The organism is Lactiplantibacillus sp. DA1 (assembly GCF_032681335.1).
Classification (GTDB): domain Bacteria; phylum Bacillota; class Bacilli; order Lactobacillales; family Lactobacillaceae; genus Lactiplantibacillus.
Genome location: NZ_JAWHTQ010000008.1, coordinates 61,457 through 76,973, shown reverse-complemented (window position 1 = coordinate 76,973; position 15,517 = coordinate 61,457). Strand labels below are relative to the sequence as shown.

Here is a 15,517-nt window from a genome sequence, read left to right as displayed (position 1 = left end):
CGCACCATTTCTAATATACGATGGGTAGATTTGCACTGACGTCACACCTCAAATATTGGCGTAGAAGTTATTGTAAAGCTTGATTTAAACGGGATTATTAGCGGACTAATGATCTTTTTCGGCTGATTGGTAGGTAAAAGTCACCAAGCGGCGTATACTAGCTAGGGTATTGTTTTTGCGATGAATAAATTCAATTAAGAAATGTGGTGAGGAGATGCAAAAAGAAGTTCGGTTGCGTTGGCTGTTCTTAGCTAATCTGTTGAACAACGCTGGGGCCGCATTTATGTGGCCATTAACAACGGTCTACATGCATAATTATCTCAAGCAAAGCTTAACTTTTTCAGGGATTATTCTCTTTTTGATGTCGTTGGCAATGATTGCCGGTAACTTTGTCGGTGGGCGTCTGTTTGACCACTGGCGACCATACTATACGGCTTTGCTCGGCGGGGGAATTTCAACGGCGATTTTAACAACGTTGATTTTCTGGCATAGCTTGTGGTCATACGCAATCGGGTTAATCATTGTTGGGTTTGGTGATGGAATCAGTATGACAGTTGTCAATGCTTATGCGGCGACAGTTACGACCAGATCCAATCGCTATGTCTTCAACATGCTCTACTTAGCTTTGAACGTTGGGGTCGTTATCGGAACGTTGTTGGTAGGGTACTTATTAGAGCTTGGAATCAGCGTGGTCTTTATGGTGGCGACTGTTTGTTATATGGGGCTGATGGTCATTACCTTAAGTACATTTAATGTCACACCTGCTATTCGGACGGAAAAAGTCACGACACAGAAGCGTGACACAACGCCTAAAAATCATCGCCAGTTAATTTGGACGATTTGTTTGATGATTTTCACAATTTATTTGAGTTATGCATTATGGGAGAGCATTCTATCCGTGCATATGACCAACTTGGGGATTCCATTCCGTCGATATAGTGAAGTTTGGACGATCAACGGGTTGCTGATTATTGTGAGTCAGCCAATCGTTGCATTATTTAACGAACGATTTAAGATTGGAACCCAGATTGGTTTTGGAATTACGCTATTTGCGCTGTCGTTCTTGGGGTTGGTATTTGCCCGACAATACGTTGATTTCATCATTATTATGGTCGTATTAACGATTGGTGAAGTGATTGGATTACCGATTGCGCCTGCCTGGGTCGATGATATGGCAGCTGATGATCAGCGGGGAAAATATCAAGGCCGTTACAACATGGCTTTGTCGCTAGGGCGAGCCGTGGGACCGTTGTTTGGCGGAATGATGGTCGCTCAGTTTTCATACTCGGTACTTTTTATTACAGTAACTATTTTTATGTTGGGTAGTTTAGCATTAGTATTGTGGCGTGCCCGGCGTGAACATTTATTAAATGGTTAATGAGTGCTCGTACGAGAATCCAAGCTTTCAAGGCCAGTCGCTTTGAAAGCTTTTTTGATGACTTGCTTGTGGGCGTGGAGACGACTGACGATACAATTTTTTAATAATCGGATACAATTAATACACGTTCTACTAGTTATTATTTAGTATTAATTATGATTAGAAATTTCCTAAATACGTTTCAGCAAGTCGTTCAATTAGCAGATGAACGGTCGCTGAACTTGGTACAACAGGTCTTTGTATATTTTAATACTGGTATTTCAAATAAACATTAAGTTGTTGGTAACTTCAACTGTTTGGCATGTTTTTAATCATGATTTATGGTCGATTAACTAGCCTGATGTGTAATTAATAAATGATTAATAGTGGGGTGAGTACGTGAACTTGATGGTTTCAAGCTTTATTTTGGTGTTAGCTGCGGTCATTAGTATTTTTATTTCCCGGGTAATTCCACAAATATCAGTTAACTATTTGAGCTTGTTAGTAGGAATTGGACTATTTTTTATCCCAATACTAAGTAGTCATATTGAAAATTTTAATTCTGAGATTTTTATTGGTCTGATTGTTGCTCCACTCTTGTTTTTTGAGGGGCAAGCAACCCGACTCAATGCTGTTGGTAAGGAGTTAAAACATATTATTCAAACGACGGTCGTGTTAGTCATTCTTGCATTAATTGTGGCGGGATTTGGTTTGGCAGCGCTTGGCCTAGTTGGACTGCCATTAGCATTTATTCTTGCAGCAATTAGCACGCCAACTGACGCCACGGCAATGGAATCAGTGACCAATGGTTTAGAGATGCCACCAACCGAGGGAACCTTCTTGAAGATGGAATCACTGTTTAATGATGCTTCCGGTATTATCTTGTTGAATATGGCGGTGTTGTGGTACACCAATGGTTATATTAATTATGGTCAAACCATTATTGACTTTATTATTTCAGCCGTGGGTGGCGTGCTCTTCGGGTTTGTGAGTGCGTGGATCATGGTATTGTTTCGGCAAGTGCTATTACGTTCCTCGTATAACTCGCTGAACGCGTCATTGTTAATTTACGTGATTACGCCCTTTATTTTGTATTACGCTGCCGAAGCAATTCATGTGTCAGGCATCATCGCAGTTGTGGTAGCGGGATTGGTGCATAATGCGGAAGCCCAACGGAGTCGACTGATTAATGCCCAACAAGTTCATTTTGCTTTCGACTTGGTGGGGATGATTACTGAAATCTTTAACAGTATGGTATTTGTTGTTCTTGGTTTTATGTTTATCAAGATTCTTGTAAGTGAGCAATTTGGACATGGTTCATTGAATTTCTTGATGATTGGTTTTGTCTTATATATTAGTAACGTGTTGGTGCGTTACGCCTATGGTCGCTTACGGTTGAGTTTTAAGAATCGACCTGCTTGGATATTTGCCTTGGGTGGGGTGCACGGTGCCGTAACACTGGCTTTGGCCTACACCTTAACGGATACCACAGTCGGTCAAGCTGATTTTAACTTGGTTTTAATGGCCGCTAGTACGTTGATTATTCTCAGTATGATTGTTCCAACGATTATCTTTCGGTGGCTACTAAAACCGGCGTTGACCGACGATGAAGCTACTGGTGAGATTGATAAGATCCGAGTTGCCATGGTTCATCATGCAATTGATACCGTTCAAAAAATGTATTTGCCACCACACGTGAAAGAGTCCGTTATTTTTGATCTGATGACGCAAAAACAACGAACTAAAACGCGTGACTTTGCCCGGGCTTGGGTCGATGTTGTTCGCCGACCGGAATTTACTGGGGCGGAAAAAGAGCTAGAGATGCGGGCCTTTATGAATGCGCTCGAACAAGAACGGCAATATTTGGATATGATTTCGCAACGTGAGGTCAAGTATCAGAAGTACGTGTTTAAACTATACAATGAAACCTTACTGGCGGAATCACTCATCATTGGGCCAACGATCTTTGATAAGGATCAGGAAACGGAATAGGTCCACTGCGTGATGATTAAGGCTAAAGCAAGGCAGTGATTAACAAAACGGAAGCCCCAAGCAGCAATGTCGTGCTGACTGGGGCTTCCGTTTTGAATAATATCTAAAAAGTTTGATTGTCTAAGTAGGCCGCTAAGCGATCTTTCATGACATTGTAGACACGTTCAGTATCAACGGAAGTGCCGCGAAGTTCATAATCGGCAATCATATCCGTATCAAGTTGTTCGGCGTAACGCCGAGCAGTTAGACAGTACTGATCGTTAAAGTTACGATTACCAGAGCCAACGACGCCGAGACAAAACCGTGAGTTTTGGTCGTAGTTCAGGTATTCACCTAATACGTTGGTCATTAACTCCTTAACGCCATTATCGATCCCGTTGCCACCGTCAAGATAAGTTGGGACAAAAGCAAAGTAGGGTTCTGTTTCAATGTCAAAATCTGACTGTTCGGTGATTTCTTTCAAGGTAATTAACGGGTTACTATCATCGGCAGCATGCTGGGTCTTAGCATAGTCTTGCATACCAGTGACAAATGAGCGGGTGTTGCCTTCAATGGAAATATAAATGATATTGATTGTTGATTCACTCACAGCAGTTCCTCATTTCTGTTTTACGTTAGTATTAGTTTACGCCGGGCACTACTTAATTGCAAACAACTGCGGACCTCAATTGTCAGAGATCGTAATGACTGCGATGGCTTTGAGGAAACCTTGAATTTTAATGGTGCGCATCTTAAAGCAGTGTGATCAAACCCATATACATTAGGCTAGTTGTTATTAGCAGGGCTCAACTGAGTTTGGTGCGGGTTGCAATCTAAAATGGTACCTAAGAAACTAATTTTCTTAGGTACCATTTTAACTAATCTACGTCATTATTTAGTCTTGTGCTTGCTTGTCACTATGATTGTCAATTGAGTTGTCAGTTTGAGCACTGACCTCAAACCAATTGATATAGGCATTTTCAAAATCAAGGGCTTTGAAGTTGAAGTTACCGATTTGAATTGTATCGCCGGCTTGAATTTTTGGGAAATTATCCAAAATATAACCAGTCAAAGTAACGACGTCCGAGTCTTCAAATTCTTGTAAGTCAGTCTTGAAATAACGTTCAAAGTCGTAGATGGTCATCTTACCACTAATGCGGTAAGTCCCATTTGCTTGCTTTTCAATGTATTCGTTAGAAACATTGTCAATTTCATCGTTGACTGTCCCGAATAACTCTTCATAAATATCCTTATCAGTAACAATCCCGCTGGTACCACCATATTCATCGACCACAACGACGATTGGCGTTTGCTTGTCGATCATCTTTTGAAGGATGGCTTGAATTGGCGTTGTTTCAGGAATTGTAATGATGTTACGTAATAGCTTATTAACACGAATATCATCGTCAACTTCACCTTGACGAATCAAATCATAATTGTAAACGTAACCAAGGATTTTATCCTTATCATTGTTAGCGACAACGGGCAATCGGCTAAAGCGTTTCTGTAAATAAACGCGAATGGCCTGCTTAACCGTATCATTAATGTCGATAACGACTAACTGAGTACGGTCGATCATAATGTCCTTAGCAATCTTGTCATTAAACTCAAACGCCCGTTCCATATAGAGGTAATCGTTACGTTCAAGTTCGCCACCAGTGACAGCATTTCGAGACAGATTGAGAATTTCAGCTTGTGAATAAACATCGTTATCTTCATTGGCAACTGGAATACCTAACATCTTGACAACACCGGCCGATGATACGTTCAATAACCAGACGAATGGATAAAACATGACGTGGAACCAGCGTAATGGTGTCGTAATGACGGCCATTACTTTGAGTGGCATGTCGATCGCAATATTTTTAGGCACGATTTCGGTGAGGACCACTTCTAGGTAAGTTAGTAAGAAGACCCCAATGACAATACTAATGCCGCGTAATACCGCCGTTGAGACGGATAGGTTGAAGAGTGATAGGAAGTCAAGTACAAAGTGTTCAGTTGTTTGTTCCCCAATCCAACCTAAAATGATACCAGCTAACGAGACCCCTACTTGGGTTGTTGAAAGATACTCATTAAGATTACGGACCATGTGTAAGGAAGTTGCGATCCGTTTTGATGGCTTATCTCGTTTTTTCTGTTCTTCTTCGAGGGCGCTTGGGCGGGTCTGAACGAGTGCAAACTCGCAGGCCACAAAGAAAGCAGCGACGAAGAACGTAATGACAATAATGACTAAATTTAAAATTATCTGGCCACTGTCCAAAGAAACATTCCTCATTTCATATATAGTAGTTAATTTAAGTATAACGCGAAGTAGCTATTATTATAAGGCTTATCGCCGTTTTTGTCAGCCTCTGTGACGGTTAATTAATTGGTCTATCGAGGTTAATCGGCGAATTAGCAATACTCTGAGCGGAAATCATAAGGCTACGAGAAAGATGGTTAACGTTTCCAATGAATGGTGCTAAACTAAGGGTATACCAAGTAAAGGGAGATCTTTAATGATGCCAGTAGAAACGAAAACTAAGATTCATGAGGATTCGAAGAAATTGGTTTATCAAGATAGTGATGTCAAAAAAGCGATGGATTTAATTCGTGACCGTGGTTACGTGACCCGTGCAGATTTCAAGCAGATGGACGATGCGGATTGGGCGGCAGGCTTTGATAAAAAAATTGAAGCCGCTTTCCTTAAAGTGGAAGGTGAAGATCCGTATATTTATTTCGAACAGTTTGATTTCAAGGGTGGCGACATCGATTCAATCATCTTTGATATGGATCAAGTTGGGACGCGTGACCATGCCTTAGATTTACTTGCTGAAGCGATTCACCAACAGGCTTATTAATTAATTATTGATTGGATACGGAGGTTATTGACATGCGCCAGCAATTATTAGGTCATCATTTGGATGACTTGTTAAAACCAACTAAGTTATTAAAGCGGGCTCACCGGGAAGCAGAAAACGTTTTAAACGCACACGTTGGCATGAAAACGGACGTAGTCGAACATGATGATGATTACACAGTAACGGCAGAATTACCCGGTTTTGATAAGGAAGCCATTACTGTTAACTATGCTGACGAGTGGCTAACCATTCGAGCGCATCGGTCACAAGACGATCGTAATGATGATGGTCGCATACTACATCGCGAACGAATGGATGCGGACTTTACCCGGAAGTTCCATCTGATGAACGTGAACCGTAACCAGATTCAGGCGCACTATCAAGCTGGACTGCTGACCGTAACGTTACCAAAAACGGTTGCGGACAGTGAAGGTAAGATTGAAGTACAATAAGTGAAAACACCGCCAACCTAGTGTTGACGGTGCTTTTTGGGTCATAATAATTAGCGTGTTGGAAACCGTTAGCCCCTTAAAATTAAGTCTCGTCATCCTGAGCAAATCTTAGTGTTGGGTGGTGTGATTTAATAACAGCTTATTTTTGATCTGCTGATGCGTTGGTTGGTGTATCTTCATCTTTGTTAGCATCAGAGATACTCATTTGAATGGTGCGGGGACGGTCCTTAATAATGACGATGGTCCCGTGGCCGAGGAAGTCTTTGGGACCGGCATAGGCCATTTCGTACTCATTAGCGAATGAGCCGGATTTTTGAAGGGTCATGAAGAAAATTTTGTTATCCTCATAGTCATCACTGAACATGATTGCTATCGTACTATCAATCAATAATTTTTCTTTCCGCATTGCTTTGAGTCGGTCCCAAAGCCCAGCAATCACGGCTTGTGGAATCAGCTCCTTGACATCATCACCAACGCGGAGTTTCTTAGTCATTTCATACATACAACATAACCTACTTTTCATTTGTATTTGCATTAACTCATAAATGATAACATATTCGGAAATTAATGTGATTTACAATGTCATCTAGTTTACAAGACTAGTTAATCTAGGTATAATTAATGTAATCAATTTACCAGAGGAGGCAACATAATGGCAGCTAATGAGACTTACGCCGACTGGCAGGTTCGGATGGGAAAAGTAATCTTGCCTAAATGGACCGAATTACCAAATTTTGATTTATATATGGATCAGGTGCTATTGTTAATCAATGAAACATTGCAGCCATTAGGTGCCGATCCAGTTACCGCTGCGATGATCAATAATTATGTTAAACACAAAGTAATTTTGTCGCCAGTAAAGAAAAAATATCAAATTATGCAGTTAGCCGATATTATTGTGATTAGTTTGTTGAAACCAAGTTATCCATTGGATAAAATTCGGCAGGGCATTGATCAAGTGACCGCAACAGGTTATCCTAAGCGGGCTTACGATAATTTTATCACGGCACTAACCAACCAACTCCATCATCCTGATGATCCGATTACAGTTTTCGACCAAGATCTCAGTCATAGTCTAACTACGGCAGCAGCCCAGTTAATTGTTAATAAGCTACGGACAGACGAATTATTACGACTCAATCAAGCGCAGACCAAACCGCAACAAATTGAAAAGTAAAAATTAATGCGGGTGGCCCCATGATGCTAATTATTTGGGCTACTCGTGTTTTTTTGGTTGCTGTAATGGTGGGGCTTTAGTATGATATAAACTGATTGTAAACAATTTAAATTGGGCGTAAGGTAAATTATTTAGACGGTTGGTTTGTTAATTTACTTTACATTGGGAAGAGTGATTGATATGAAGGTGTTTATCAGTGACGATCAGGAACAGCAACGTCTCTGGCTAAATGACATCATTACGACGCAGCTCGAGGCATTGCATTTTAATTATGAGCTAGTCTCGGCGTGGCAGCCGTCTGACGTGTTAGCAGCGGTGAAAAAGGGTGGCGGACCAAATCTTTATTTTTTAGATATTGTTTTGCAGCGTGAAATTAATGGCATTCAATTGGCCTCAAAGATTCGTGATTATGATCCCGATGGTTTTGTCGTCTATGTGACGGTGCGGGATGACATGATGCCGGATACGTTGAATGCGATGACGACGCCCACTGGGTTTATTTCAAAAACAAATATGTTCAATAAAGAAAAATTTGTGCCACAAGTACAACAGATTCTTCAAATTGTCAAAAAACGGTTAGTGACGTTACAACAATCAGCCGAACCAACTTTAACCTTACGAAGTGGCGCGTTATTATTAACATTGAAGCTTAAAGATATTCTTTACTGTGAGAAGGAACACGGGTTACGGACAACGCGAATTGTCACGACAACTCAGTCCTATGTCGTACATAAGAATTTAAACACGATTAAAGAACAGCTTACAGCAATGCAATTTTTCAATGAGTTTCAAAGTTATGCCTTGAATCTTGATCATGTCATTACGGTTGACTTTAATAAGGGTATTATTAGCATGGACAATCGGGATCACCTGACCTTTAGTCGGGGGACTATCAAGAAATTACGGGCGTATTATCAAATACAGGAATAGGATGAGAGTATGATAACGGAGGGGCAATTAATAGCAATTCAAGCTTACGCTTTGCGGCAACTGGCTCAGGATCATAGTGGCCATGGTAGCGATCATTTACAGCGAGTTAACCGCTTGGCACGACGCCTTGCACAAGCTGAGGGGGCTAATTTGAATTTGACTTTGGCAGCCGCATGGTTACATGATGTGATCGATGATAAATTAATGACGGACCCCATTAAGGCTCATCAAGACTTGGCTAACCAGTTGACTAACCTACACGTCACACCGGCCGATCAAGTGGCGATTTTTGATATTATTGATCATATGTCATTTAGTAAATCCTTCAATGGGGTACAAAAATTGAGTCTGGAAGGTCAAATCGTTCAGGATGCTGACCGGTTGGACGCAATTGGCGCCATTGGGATTGCACGGGCACTTTATTATTCAGGTCATGTCGGTGAGAAAATCTATGATCCAACGATCGTACCTCGTGAACAGTTGACGCGCGACCAATATCGTAACCAGCCCGGAACTGCCATCAATCATTTTTATGAAAAACTATTCAAGTTAGCGGATCTAATGAATACGGCGTCCGCCAAGGCCTTAGCAGTGCACCGAACTACGGTGATGCACCAATTTGTCGATCAGTTTAAAGCTGAGTGGACGGCGGATGACAAAGCGTGAGTGTTGGCGACAGTTAATCTTCGATTGATACTTTTAAAAGTAGGTGTTGCGGCCGATATTGAAGCTGATCACGCTAAAAAAGGACGTTTCAAGAATTCACAGTCAATTCTTGAAACGTCCTTTTTAGGCGTGATCTAATCTTAATTTCTGAAATCGAGTTTAATTGATATTAGCTGAAGGGCGAGGGCACCGGTGTTAAGCACGGTTTGTTAAGAGATGGGTTATCAACATGACGACAAGTGACACGAATAGTGAGTAGCCTAAAATGATGGCCACCATTAGTCCCCAAGTGACTAGTGTGTGAATCCAACTAGTAATACCAATTAAAGTTAACAACGTCGTCAGTACAAGAAGAATGCCCACGGTACTGTATAACCCAATCGTACTATTTTGATAATCAGCGGGACTCAAATCAAAGCCACCAATCACAATGGTAACGGTCAATATTAGTAATAATAGCAGTTGCCACCAGCTTGTCGACGTGCTTGTTAAAGTTTGCCAACTAGCCGTCCATTGCAGCTGTTCAGGTGTGTCGGCCAATTTAAAAATAGCCTGAAAAAGTCCGGGAGCTAGTAACCAATCAAGCCCAAGGAGCGCTGCGGTGCATCCAAAAATTGGTGCCACACCAATGAACAAATTACCGATGACTTGATATAGGCTGCGTCGATTCCATGTATGGTTAACGTAGCCCAATGCTAAATCGTCCGCTGATTCATTCTCTGGATGGAGGTGTGGTCGCTTGAGTAGCCTGACGGATTGAATACCGTGCCGAAAAATTAGTGCCAATACCAAATGACTGAGTTCGTGGATGATGATGCCTAAAAAGCCACAATAGACTTGACTATTAATTCCATAATGGTTGACCAGATTTGCTTTAGTCTTCCGGTTGACAATTGTTAGTAACCAAGCAAAGAGCCCTGGTAAACCAATGATGATCAACAGGACAATACTGTTATTCTTGATCAAGTTTTCCACAAGATTACTCCGTTATCGGTCCAAAAGTGCCGTGAACGAGCTTGCGTAAGTCATCAGCGTCAATTTCAATCGAACGACCGATTTTACCTGAAGATACCAGAATTTTTCCTTGTTGCTTAGCCGTTTCATCCAGATAGATAGGGAATTTCTTAGTCTCCCAAATACCAACGGGCGTATTCGCACCATGTTGATAACCAGTCGTCCGTTCCAAGTCTTTTAATGGAATCATGCCGACCTTTTTATTGCCTGATAGCTTGGCTAATTTTTTATAGCTCAGGTGTTCATCTAATGGTAGGACACCAACGATGGGACCAGTCTTGTTACCAATTAACGCCAAGGTTTTGTAGATATGATGTTCATCAATACCGAGGTGGTCGACTTGTAATTGTTGAACGTCGCCTTCCGTTTCGGTTGGGAATTCATATTGTTGATAGCTGATATTTGCTTTATCCAAAATCTTTTCAACAAGTGTTTTACCTAATTGATCTTTTTTCTTCTTTTTTGACATTATTATTAACCTCACATTTATTAAAAATACGGTCCAATTTTATAAATGGACCGGAACAATTCACCCAAACGCCATTAATTCTGCTATACTTGAGGTATGAAATAACCTCAAAGGAGGGATTACAATGGCTGACCTAGTTTATCAACAAGTCATCAATGATCTCAATAAACGGATCATGGCGAATGAATTTGTTGATAAGAAGCTTCCAGATGAACGTAGTCTTAGCGAACAGTATCAGGTAAGTCGTAGCTCGATTAAGCGCGCGCTTAACGTGCTAGCCAATAAGGGCCTGATTTTCAAGAAGCGGGGTTCGGGAACGTTCATTAATCCATTATATCTTAAAAATCAATCTTCGTTTAAGTATGAAGGAACTAACCTAGGAATTACGGACAGTTTAAATACTGAGGGTGCTAAGCCCAGTATTCAATTATTAGACTTTCGCGTCATTCCTGCAAGTCAAGAGTTGCAACAAGACTTATTTTTAACGGCTGACGAGTTTGTTTATGAAATCAAACGGCTGCGATTACTGGATGACCAGCCTTTCATGATTGAAAGTGGCTATATTCCAATCAAGCTTGTGCCCCAGTTGAACCGGCAAGTGGTCAGTGGTTCGATCTTTAATTATGTACAGGAGACGTTGCATGCCGCAGTGACTAAATCATTCTTATCGATTGCGGCCGATGCGTCCAATACGACTGATCAAGAGTTGCTACATTTGCAGCCGAATGAACCGGTGGGCCTGATGAGTGGGATCTTCTTCTTAGATGATGGGACACCCTTTGAAGTGTCTAATATGCGACTACATTATCAATATATGAAGTATACAACGTTTGTGTCAACGAATAGTTAGGAGTCTGAGATGTCATGGCACTGATTCGTATTAATTTTATGGCGGCTAGTTTACATCGGACCGTTCCCCTGATGGTGTGTTTACCAACGGATAAATTGGTCCCAGATGAGCAGGGCGTGCCGCGCCCGATTCAGGGTCCGTTTGCCACCCTGTACTTATTGCACGGTATCTTAGGTAGTGAAGTCGACTGGATTAGTGGCACACGAATCCAGCGCTGGGCCGACGAACGGAACCTGGCTGTCGTGATGCCAGCGGGCGAGAATAGTTTCTATACTGATCATCCTTGGTCTGGGGAGACGTATAGTCAATTTATTGGTCAGGAATTGATTGATTTTACACGCCGGACGTTTCCACTATCACACCAGCGTGACCAAACTTTTATTGGCGGATTATCAATGGGCGGTTACGGGGCGCTGTATAACGGACTAAAATTTCACGATACTTTTGGGGCCATTGTGAGTTTATCAGCCGGACTGAATGTGCGACCCGGAATGGAAAAGTTACCGGCAAAGCCTCAGTGGTTTGCGGAAACGGCCGCATATCAGCATGGCGTTTTTGGCCCAGATCTAGCAGCTGCTGGTCATTCGGAATTAAACCCGCAAGTGCTCGTAACTAATTTACTGGCAGCTCACGTCGCTTTACCCGCGATTTTTATGGCGATTGGCGATCAGGACGGCTTAAAGCCAGCGAATGATGAATTTGATCATTTTCTAACGGCCAAAAAAGTTTCGCATGAATATGTGGTCGGTTCTGGAGCGCACGAGTGGGATTTCTGGGACCGCTATCTATTAAAAGCACTGAACTGGTTGCCACTAACTAATCAGGGCGCCGGTGTTAATTCTGGGCATATTAAAGCTAATTGATGGGCTACTTCAATCACTCTGCGTACAAATTATGAAAAAATATATTAATCTAAAATCAAGGTGTCCCAAGGGATGAGCCTTGTTTTTTTGTTTTAATTTATAAAATTGGACCGTTCCAATTAACAAAAAGGTTGATTTTTTTAAATGAGTTGTTAAAATAGAACTTGTAAACGAAAACATTTAAACAGTTAGCGTTCAAGTGAAAAGCAAATTAAGGAGTGTTTTGAAATGACAACAGATTACTCATCACCAGCATATTTGCAAAAAGTTGATAAGTACTGGCGTGCTGCCAACTACTTATCAGTTGGTCAACTTTATTTAAAAGATAATCCACTATTACAACGGCCATTGAAGGCCAGTGACGTTAAGGTTCATCCAATTGGTCACTGGGGGACGATCGCCGGTCAAAACTTTATCTATGCTCATCTTAACCGGGTCATCAACAAGTACGGTTTGAAGATGTTCTACGTCGAAGGTCCAGGTCATGGTGGTCAAGTGATGGTTTCAAACTCATACCTTGACGGTACTTACACCGATATTTATCCAGAAATTACGCAGGATGTTGAAGGGATGCAAAAGCTCTTCAAGCAATTCTCATTCCCAGGTGGGGTTGCTTCCCATGCGGCACCTGAAACACCCGGTTCAATCCACGAAGGTGGCGAACTTGGTTACTCAATTTCACACGGGGTTGGGGCAATTCTTGACAATCCTGACGAAATCGCCGCGGTTGTTGTTGGTGATGGGGAATCCGAAACGGGTCCATTAGCAACTTCATGGCAATCAACGAAGTTCATCAACCCAATCAACGACGGGGCTGTGTTACCAATCTTGAACTTAAACGGTTTTAAGATTTCTAACCCAACGATTTTTGGTCGGACTTCTGATGCTAAGATTAAGGAATACTTCGAAAGCATGAATTGGGAACCAATCTTCGTTGAAGGTGACGATCCTGAAAAGGTTCACCCAGCCTTAGCTAAGGCGATGGATGAAGCCGTTGAAAAGATCAAGACAATCCAGAAGCATGCTCGCGAAAATGACGATGCGACATTGCCAGTATGGCCAATGATCGTCTTCCGTGCACCTAAGGGCTGGACTGGTCCTAAGTCATGGGACGGCGATAAGATCGAAGGTTCATTCCGGGCTCATCAAATTCCGATTCCTGTTGATCAAAATGACATGGAACATGCGGATGCTTTAGTTGATTGGCTCGAATCATACCAACCAAAAGAACTCTTCAATGAAGATGGTTCTTTGAAGGATGATATTAAAGAAATTATTCCTACTGGGGACAGTCGGATGGCTGCTAACCCAATTACGAATGGTGGGGTTGATCCGAAAGCCTTGAACTTACCAAACTTCCGTGATTATGCGGTCGATACGTCCAAGGAAGGCGCGAATGTTAAGCAAGATATGCTTGTTTGGTCAGACTACTTGCGGGATGTCATCAAAAAGAATCCTGATAACTTCCGGTTGTTCGGACCTGATGAAACCATGTCTAACCGCTTATATGGTGTCTTCGAAACCACTAATCGTCAATGGATGGAAGACATTCATCCAGATAGTGACCAATATGAAGCACCAGCTGGCCGGGTCTTAGATGCTCAGTTATCTGAACACCAAGCTGAAGGTTGGTTAGAAGGTTACGTCTTAACTGGACGTCATGGGTTATTTGCCAGTTATGAAGCGTTCCTACGCGTTGTGGACTCAATGTTGACGCAACACTTCAAGTGGTTACGTAAGGCCAATGAACTTGATTGGCGTAAAAAGTACCCATCACTTAACATTATCGCGGCTTCAACTGTATTCCAACAAGACCATAATGGTTACACCCACCAAGATCCAGGTGCGTTAACTCATTTGGCCGAAAAGAAACCAGAATACATTCGCGAATATTTACCAGCCGATGCCAACACGTTATTAGCTGTCGGTGACGTCATTTTCCGGAGCCAAGAAAAGATCAACTACGTGGTGACGTCAAAACACCCACGTCAACAATGGTTCAGCATTGAAGAAGCTAAGCAATTAGTTGACAATGGTCTTGGTATCATTGATTGGGCAAGTACGGACCAAGGTAGCGAACCAGACATTGTCTTTGCAGCTGCTGGGACGGAACCAACGCTTGAAACTTTGGCTGCCATCCAATTACTACACGACAGTTTCCCAGAGATGAAGATTCGTTTCGTGAACGTGGTTGACATCTTGAAGTTGCGTAGTCCTGAAAAGGATCCACGGGGCTTGTCAGATGCTGAGTTTGACCATTACTTTACTAAGGACAAACCAGTGGTCTTTGCTTTCCACGGTTACGAAGATTTAGTTCGTGACATCTTCTTCGATCGTCACAACCATAACTTATATGTTCATGGTTACCGTGAGAATGGGGATATTACCACACCATTCGACGTACGGGTCATGAACCAGATGGACCGCTTCGACTTAGCTAAGACGGCGATTGTGGCGCAACCAGCCATGGAAAACACCGGTGCGGCCTTCGTTCAATCCATGGATAATATGCTTGCTAAACACAATGCATACATTCGGGATGCCGGAACCGATTTGCCAGAAGTTAATGATTGGCAATGGAAGGGTTTAAAATAAGCAGTTAAAATCTTAATTTGAAAATAGCGTTGCTACTGGCCTGTGCCTCCAGTAGCAACGCTATTTTTTGTGCTATTAATTGTGCCGATTGAATACTGTCAACTTAGCATGGGCGACGTATTTCAGATTGTGTGTATATCAAGCAATACCAGTGGCGTTTTAACAAGTGTTGATTGAGGCCGGAATGCAGTCTATGACGTCTTAATCAGCACCTAGCTAACTGACGTTTAGTCAATAAGCAACTTGCAATGACTAGCATAATGTGAATTGTGAGCATATTTTAATTGGTTTTTAATTATTCCTGTTATAATAACGCTACCTAAGCTGATA

General features: G+C 42.0%; 15 protein-coding genes. 10 read left to right on the top strand and 5 right to left on the bottom strand.

The annotated features are described in order from the left end of the window. Nucleotides 1-214: 214 nt before the first annotated feature. Together RXV91_RS12955 and RXV91_RS12950 are read left to right on the top strand one after the other, a co-directional pair. Nucleotides 215-1,378 (top strand): MFS transporter, encoded by a 1,164-nt coding sequence (locus RXV91_RS12955; RefSeq protein ID WP_316440199.1) that lies wholly within the window; start codon nt 215-217, stop codon nt 1,376-1,378. Between the two features lie 378 nt (nt 1,379-1,756). Next, nucleotides 1,757-3,349 carry a sodium:proton antiporter gene (locus RXV91_RS12950; protein ID WP_316440198.1) on the top strand — a complete coding sequence of 531 codons (1,593 nt, stop codon included), beginning with the start codon at nt 1,757-1,759 and terminating at the stop codon, nt 3,347-3,349. A gap of 103 nt (nt 3,350-3,452) precedes the next feature. Here the strand turns inward: RXV91_RS12950 and nrdI are convergent, their stop codons facing one another. Further along, nucleotides 3,453-3,938, bottom strand: coding sequence for a class Ib ribonucleoside-diphosphate reductase assembly flavoprotein NrdI (gene nrdI, locus RXV91_RS12945; protein WP_021732782.1), 486 nt, complete (start codon nt 3,936-3,938; stop codon nt 3,453-3,455). A 285-nt stretch (nt 3,939-4,223) separates the two neighbouring features. Beyond that, on the bottom strand, nt 4,224-5,591 hold the full coding sequence (locus tag RXV91_RS12940; protein ID WP_316440288.1) for a hemolysin family protein: 1,368 nt from the start codon (nt 5,589-5,591) through the stop codon (nt 4,224-4,226). A 238-nt stretch (nt 5,592-5,829) separates the two neighbouring features. Between RXV91_RS12940 and RXV91_RS12935 the strand changes: the two genes are divergently transcribed. Then, the gene (locus tag RXV91_RS12935; protein WP_316440197.1) at nt 5,830-6,171 is read left to right on the top strand and encodes a hypothetical protein; all 342 of its coding nucleotides are present in this window, start codon (nt 5,830-5,832) and stop codon (nt 6,169-6,171) included. Between the two features lie 32 nt (nt 6,172-6,203). Next, complete coding sequence (locus tag RXV91_RS12930) at nt 6,204-6,623, top strand: Hsp20/alpha crystallin family protein (RefSeq protein ID WP_316440196.1); 420 nt, start codon at nt 6,204-6,206, stop codon at nt 6,621-6,623. A 139-nt stretch (nt 6,624-6,762) separates the two neighbouring features. On the opposite strand, the gene RXV91_RS12925 is transcribed toward RXV91_RS12930, so the two are convergent. Next, the gene (locus RXV91_RS12925) at nt 6,763-7,125 is read right to left on the bottom strand and encodes a hypothetical protein (protein ID WP_316440195.1); all 363 of its coding nucleotides are present in this window, start codon (nt 7,123-7,125) and stop codon (nt 6,763-6,765) included. A gap of 150 nt (nt 7,126-7,275) precedes the next feature. Here RXV91_RS12925 and RXV91_RS12920 point away from each other — a divergent pair, with 150 nt between their 5' ends. The 3 genes from RXV91_RS12920 (at nt 7,276) to RXV91_RS12910 (ending at nt 9,396) form a co-directional block, all read left to right on the top strand. Further along, nucleotides 7,276-7,800: a DUF1836 domain-containing protein gene (locus tag RXV91_RS12920; RefSeq protein ID WP_316440194.1), complete on the top strand. Its 525-nt coding sequence runs from the start codon at nt 7,276-7,278 to the stop codon at nt 7,798-7,800. 180 nt (nt 7,801-7,980) lie between these two features. Beyond that, nucleotides 7,981-8,730 (top strand): LytTR family DNA-binding domain-containing protein, encoded by a 750-nt coding sequence (locus RXV91_RS12915; RefSeq protein ID WP_316440287.1) that lies wholly within the window; start codon nt 7,981-7,983, stop codon nt 8,728-8,730. Nucleotides 8,731-8,739: 9 nt separating this feature from the next. Continuing rightward, nucleotides 8,740-9,396: an HD domain-containing protein gene (locus RXV91_RS12910; RefSeq protein ID WP_316440193.1), complete on the top strand. Its 657-nt coding sequence runs from the start codon at nt 8,740-8,742 to the stop codon at nt 9,394-9,396. Nucleotides 9,397-9,591: 195 nt separating this feature from the next. Here RXV91_RS12910 and RXV91_RS12905 read toward each other — a convergent pair whose 3' ends face one another. After that, nucleotides 9,592-10,371, bottom strand: a complete 780-nt coding sequence (locus tag RXV91_RS12905) for a hypothetical protein (protein ID WP_316440192.1) — start codon at nt 10,369-10,371, stop codon at nt 9,592-9,594. A gap of 4 nt (nt 10,372-10,375) precedes the next feature. Further along, on the bottom strand, nt 10,376-10,879 hold the full coding sequence (gene ybaK / locus RXV91_RS12900; protein ID WP_316440191.1) for a Cys-tRNA(Pro) deacylase: 504 nt from the start codon (nt 10,877-10,879) through the stop codon (nt 10,376-10,378). Nucleotides 10,880-11,003: 124 nt separating this feature from the next. On the opposite strand from ybaK, the gene RXV91_RS12895 reads away from it, so the two are divergent. The 3 genes from RXV91_RS12895 (at nt 11,004) to RXV91_RS12885 (ending at nt 15,187) form a co-directional block, all read left to right on the top strand. Beyond that, the gene (locus RXV91_RS12895) at nt 11,004-11,729 is read left to right on the top strand and encodes a GntR family transcriptional regulator (protein WP_316440190.1); all 726 of its coding nucleotides are present in this window, start codon (nt 11,004-11,006) and stop codon (nt 11,727-11,729) included. Between the two features lie 14 nt (nt 11,730-11,743). Next, nucleotides 11,744-12,592: an alpha/beta hydrolase-fold protein gene (locus RXV91_RS12890; RefSeq protein ID WP_316440189.1), complete on the top strand. Its 849-nt coding sequence runs from the start codon at nt 11,744-11,746 to the stop codon at nt 12,590-12,592. Nucleotides 12,593-12,820: 228 nt separating this feature from the next. Then, the gene (locus RXV91_RS12885; RefSeq protein WP_316440188.1) at nt 12,821-15,187 is read left to right on the top strand and encodes a phosphoketolase family protein; all 2,367 of its coding nucleotides are present in this window, start codon (nt 12,821-12,823) and stop codon (nt 15,185-15,187) included. Nucleotides 15,188-15,517: the final 330 nt, after the last annotated feature.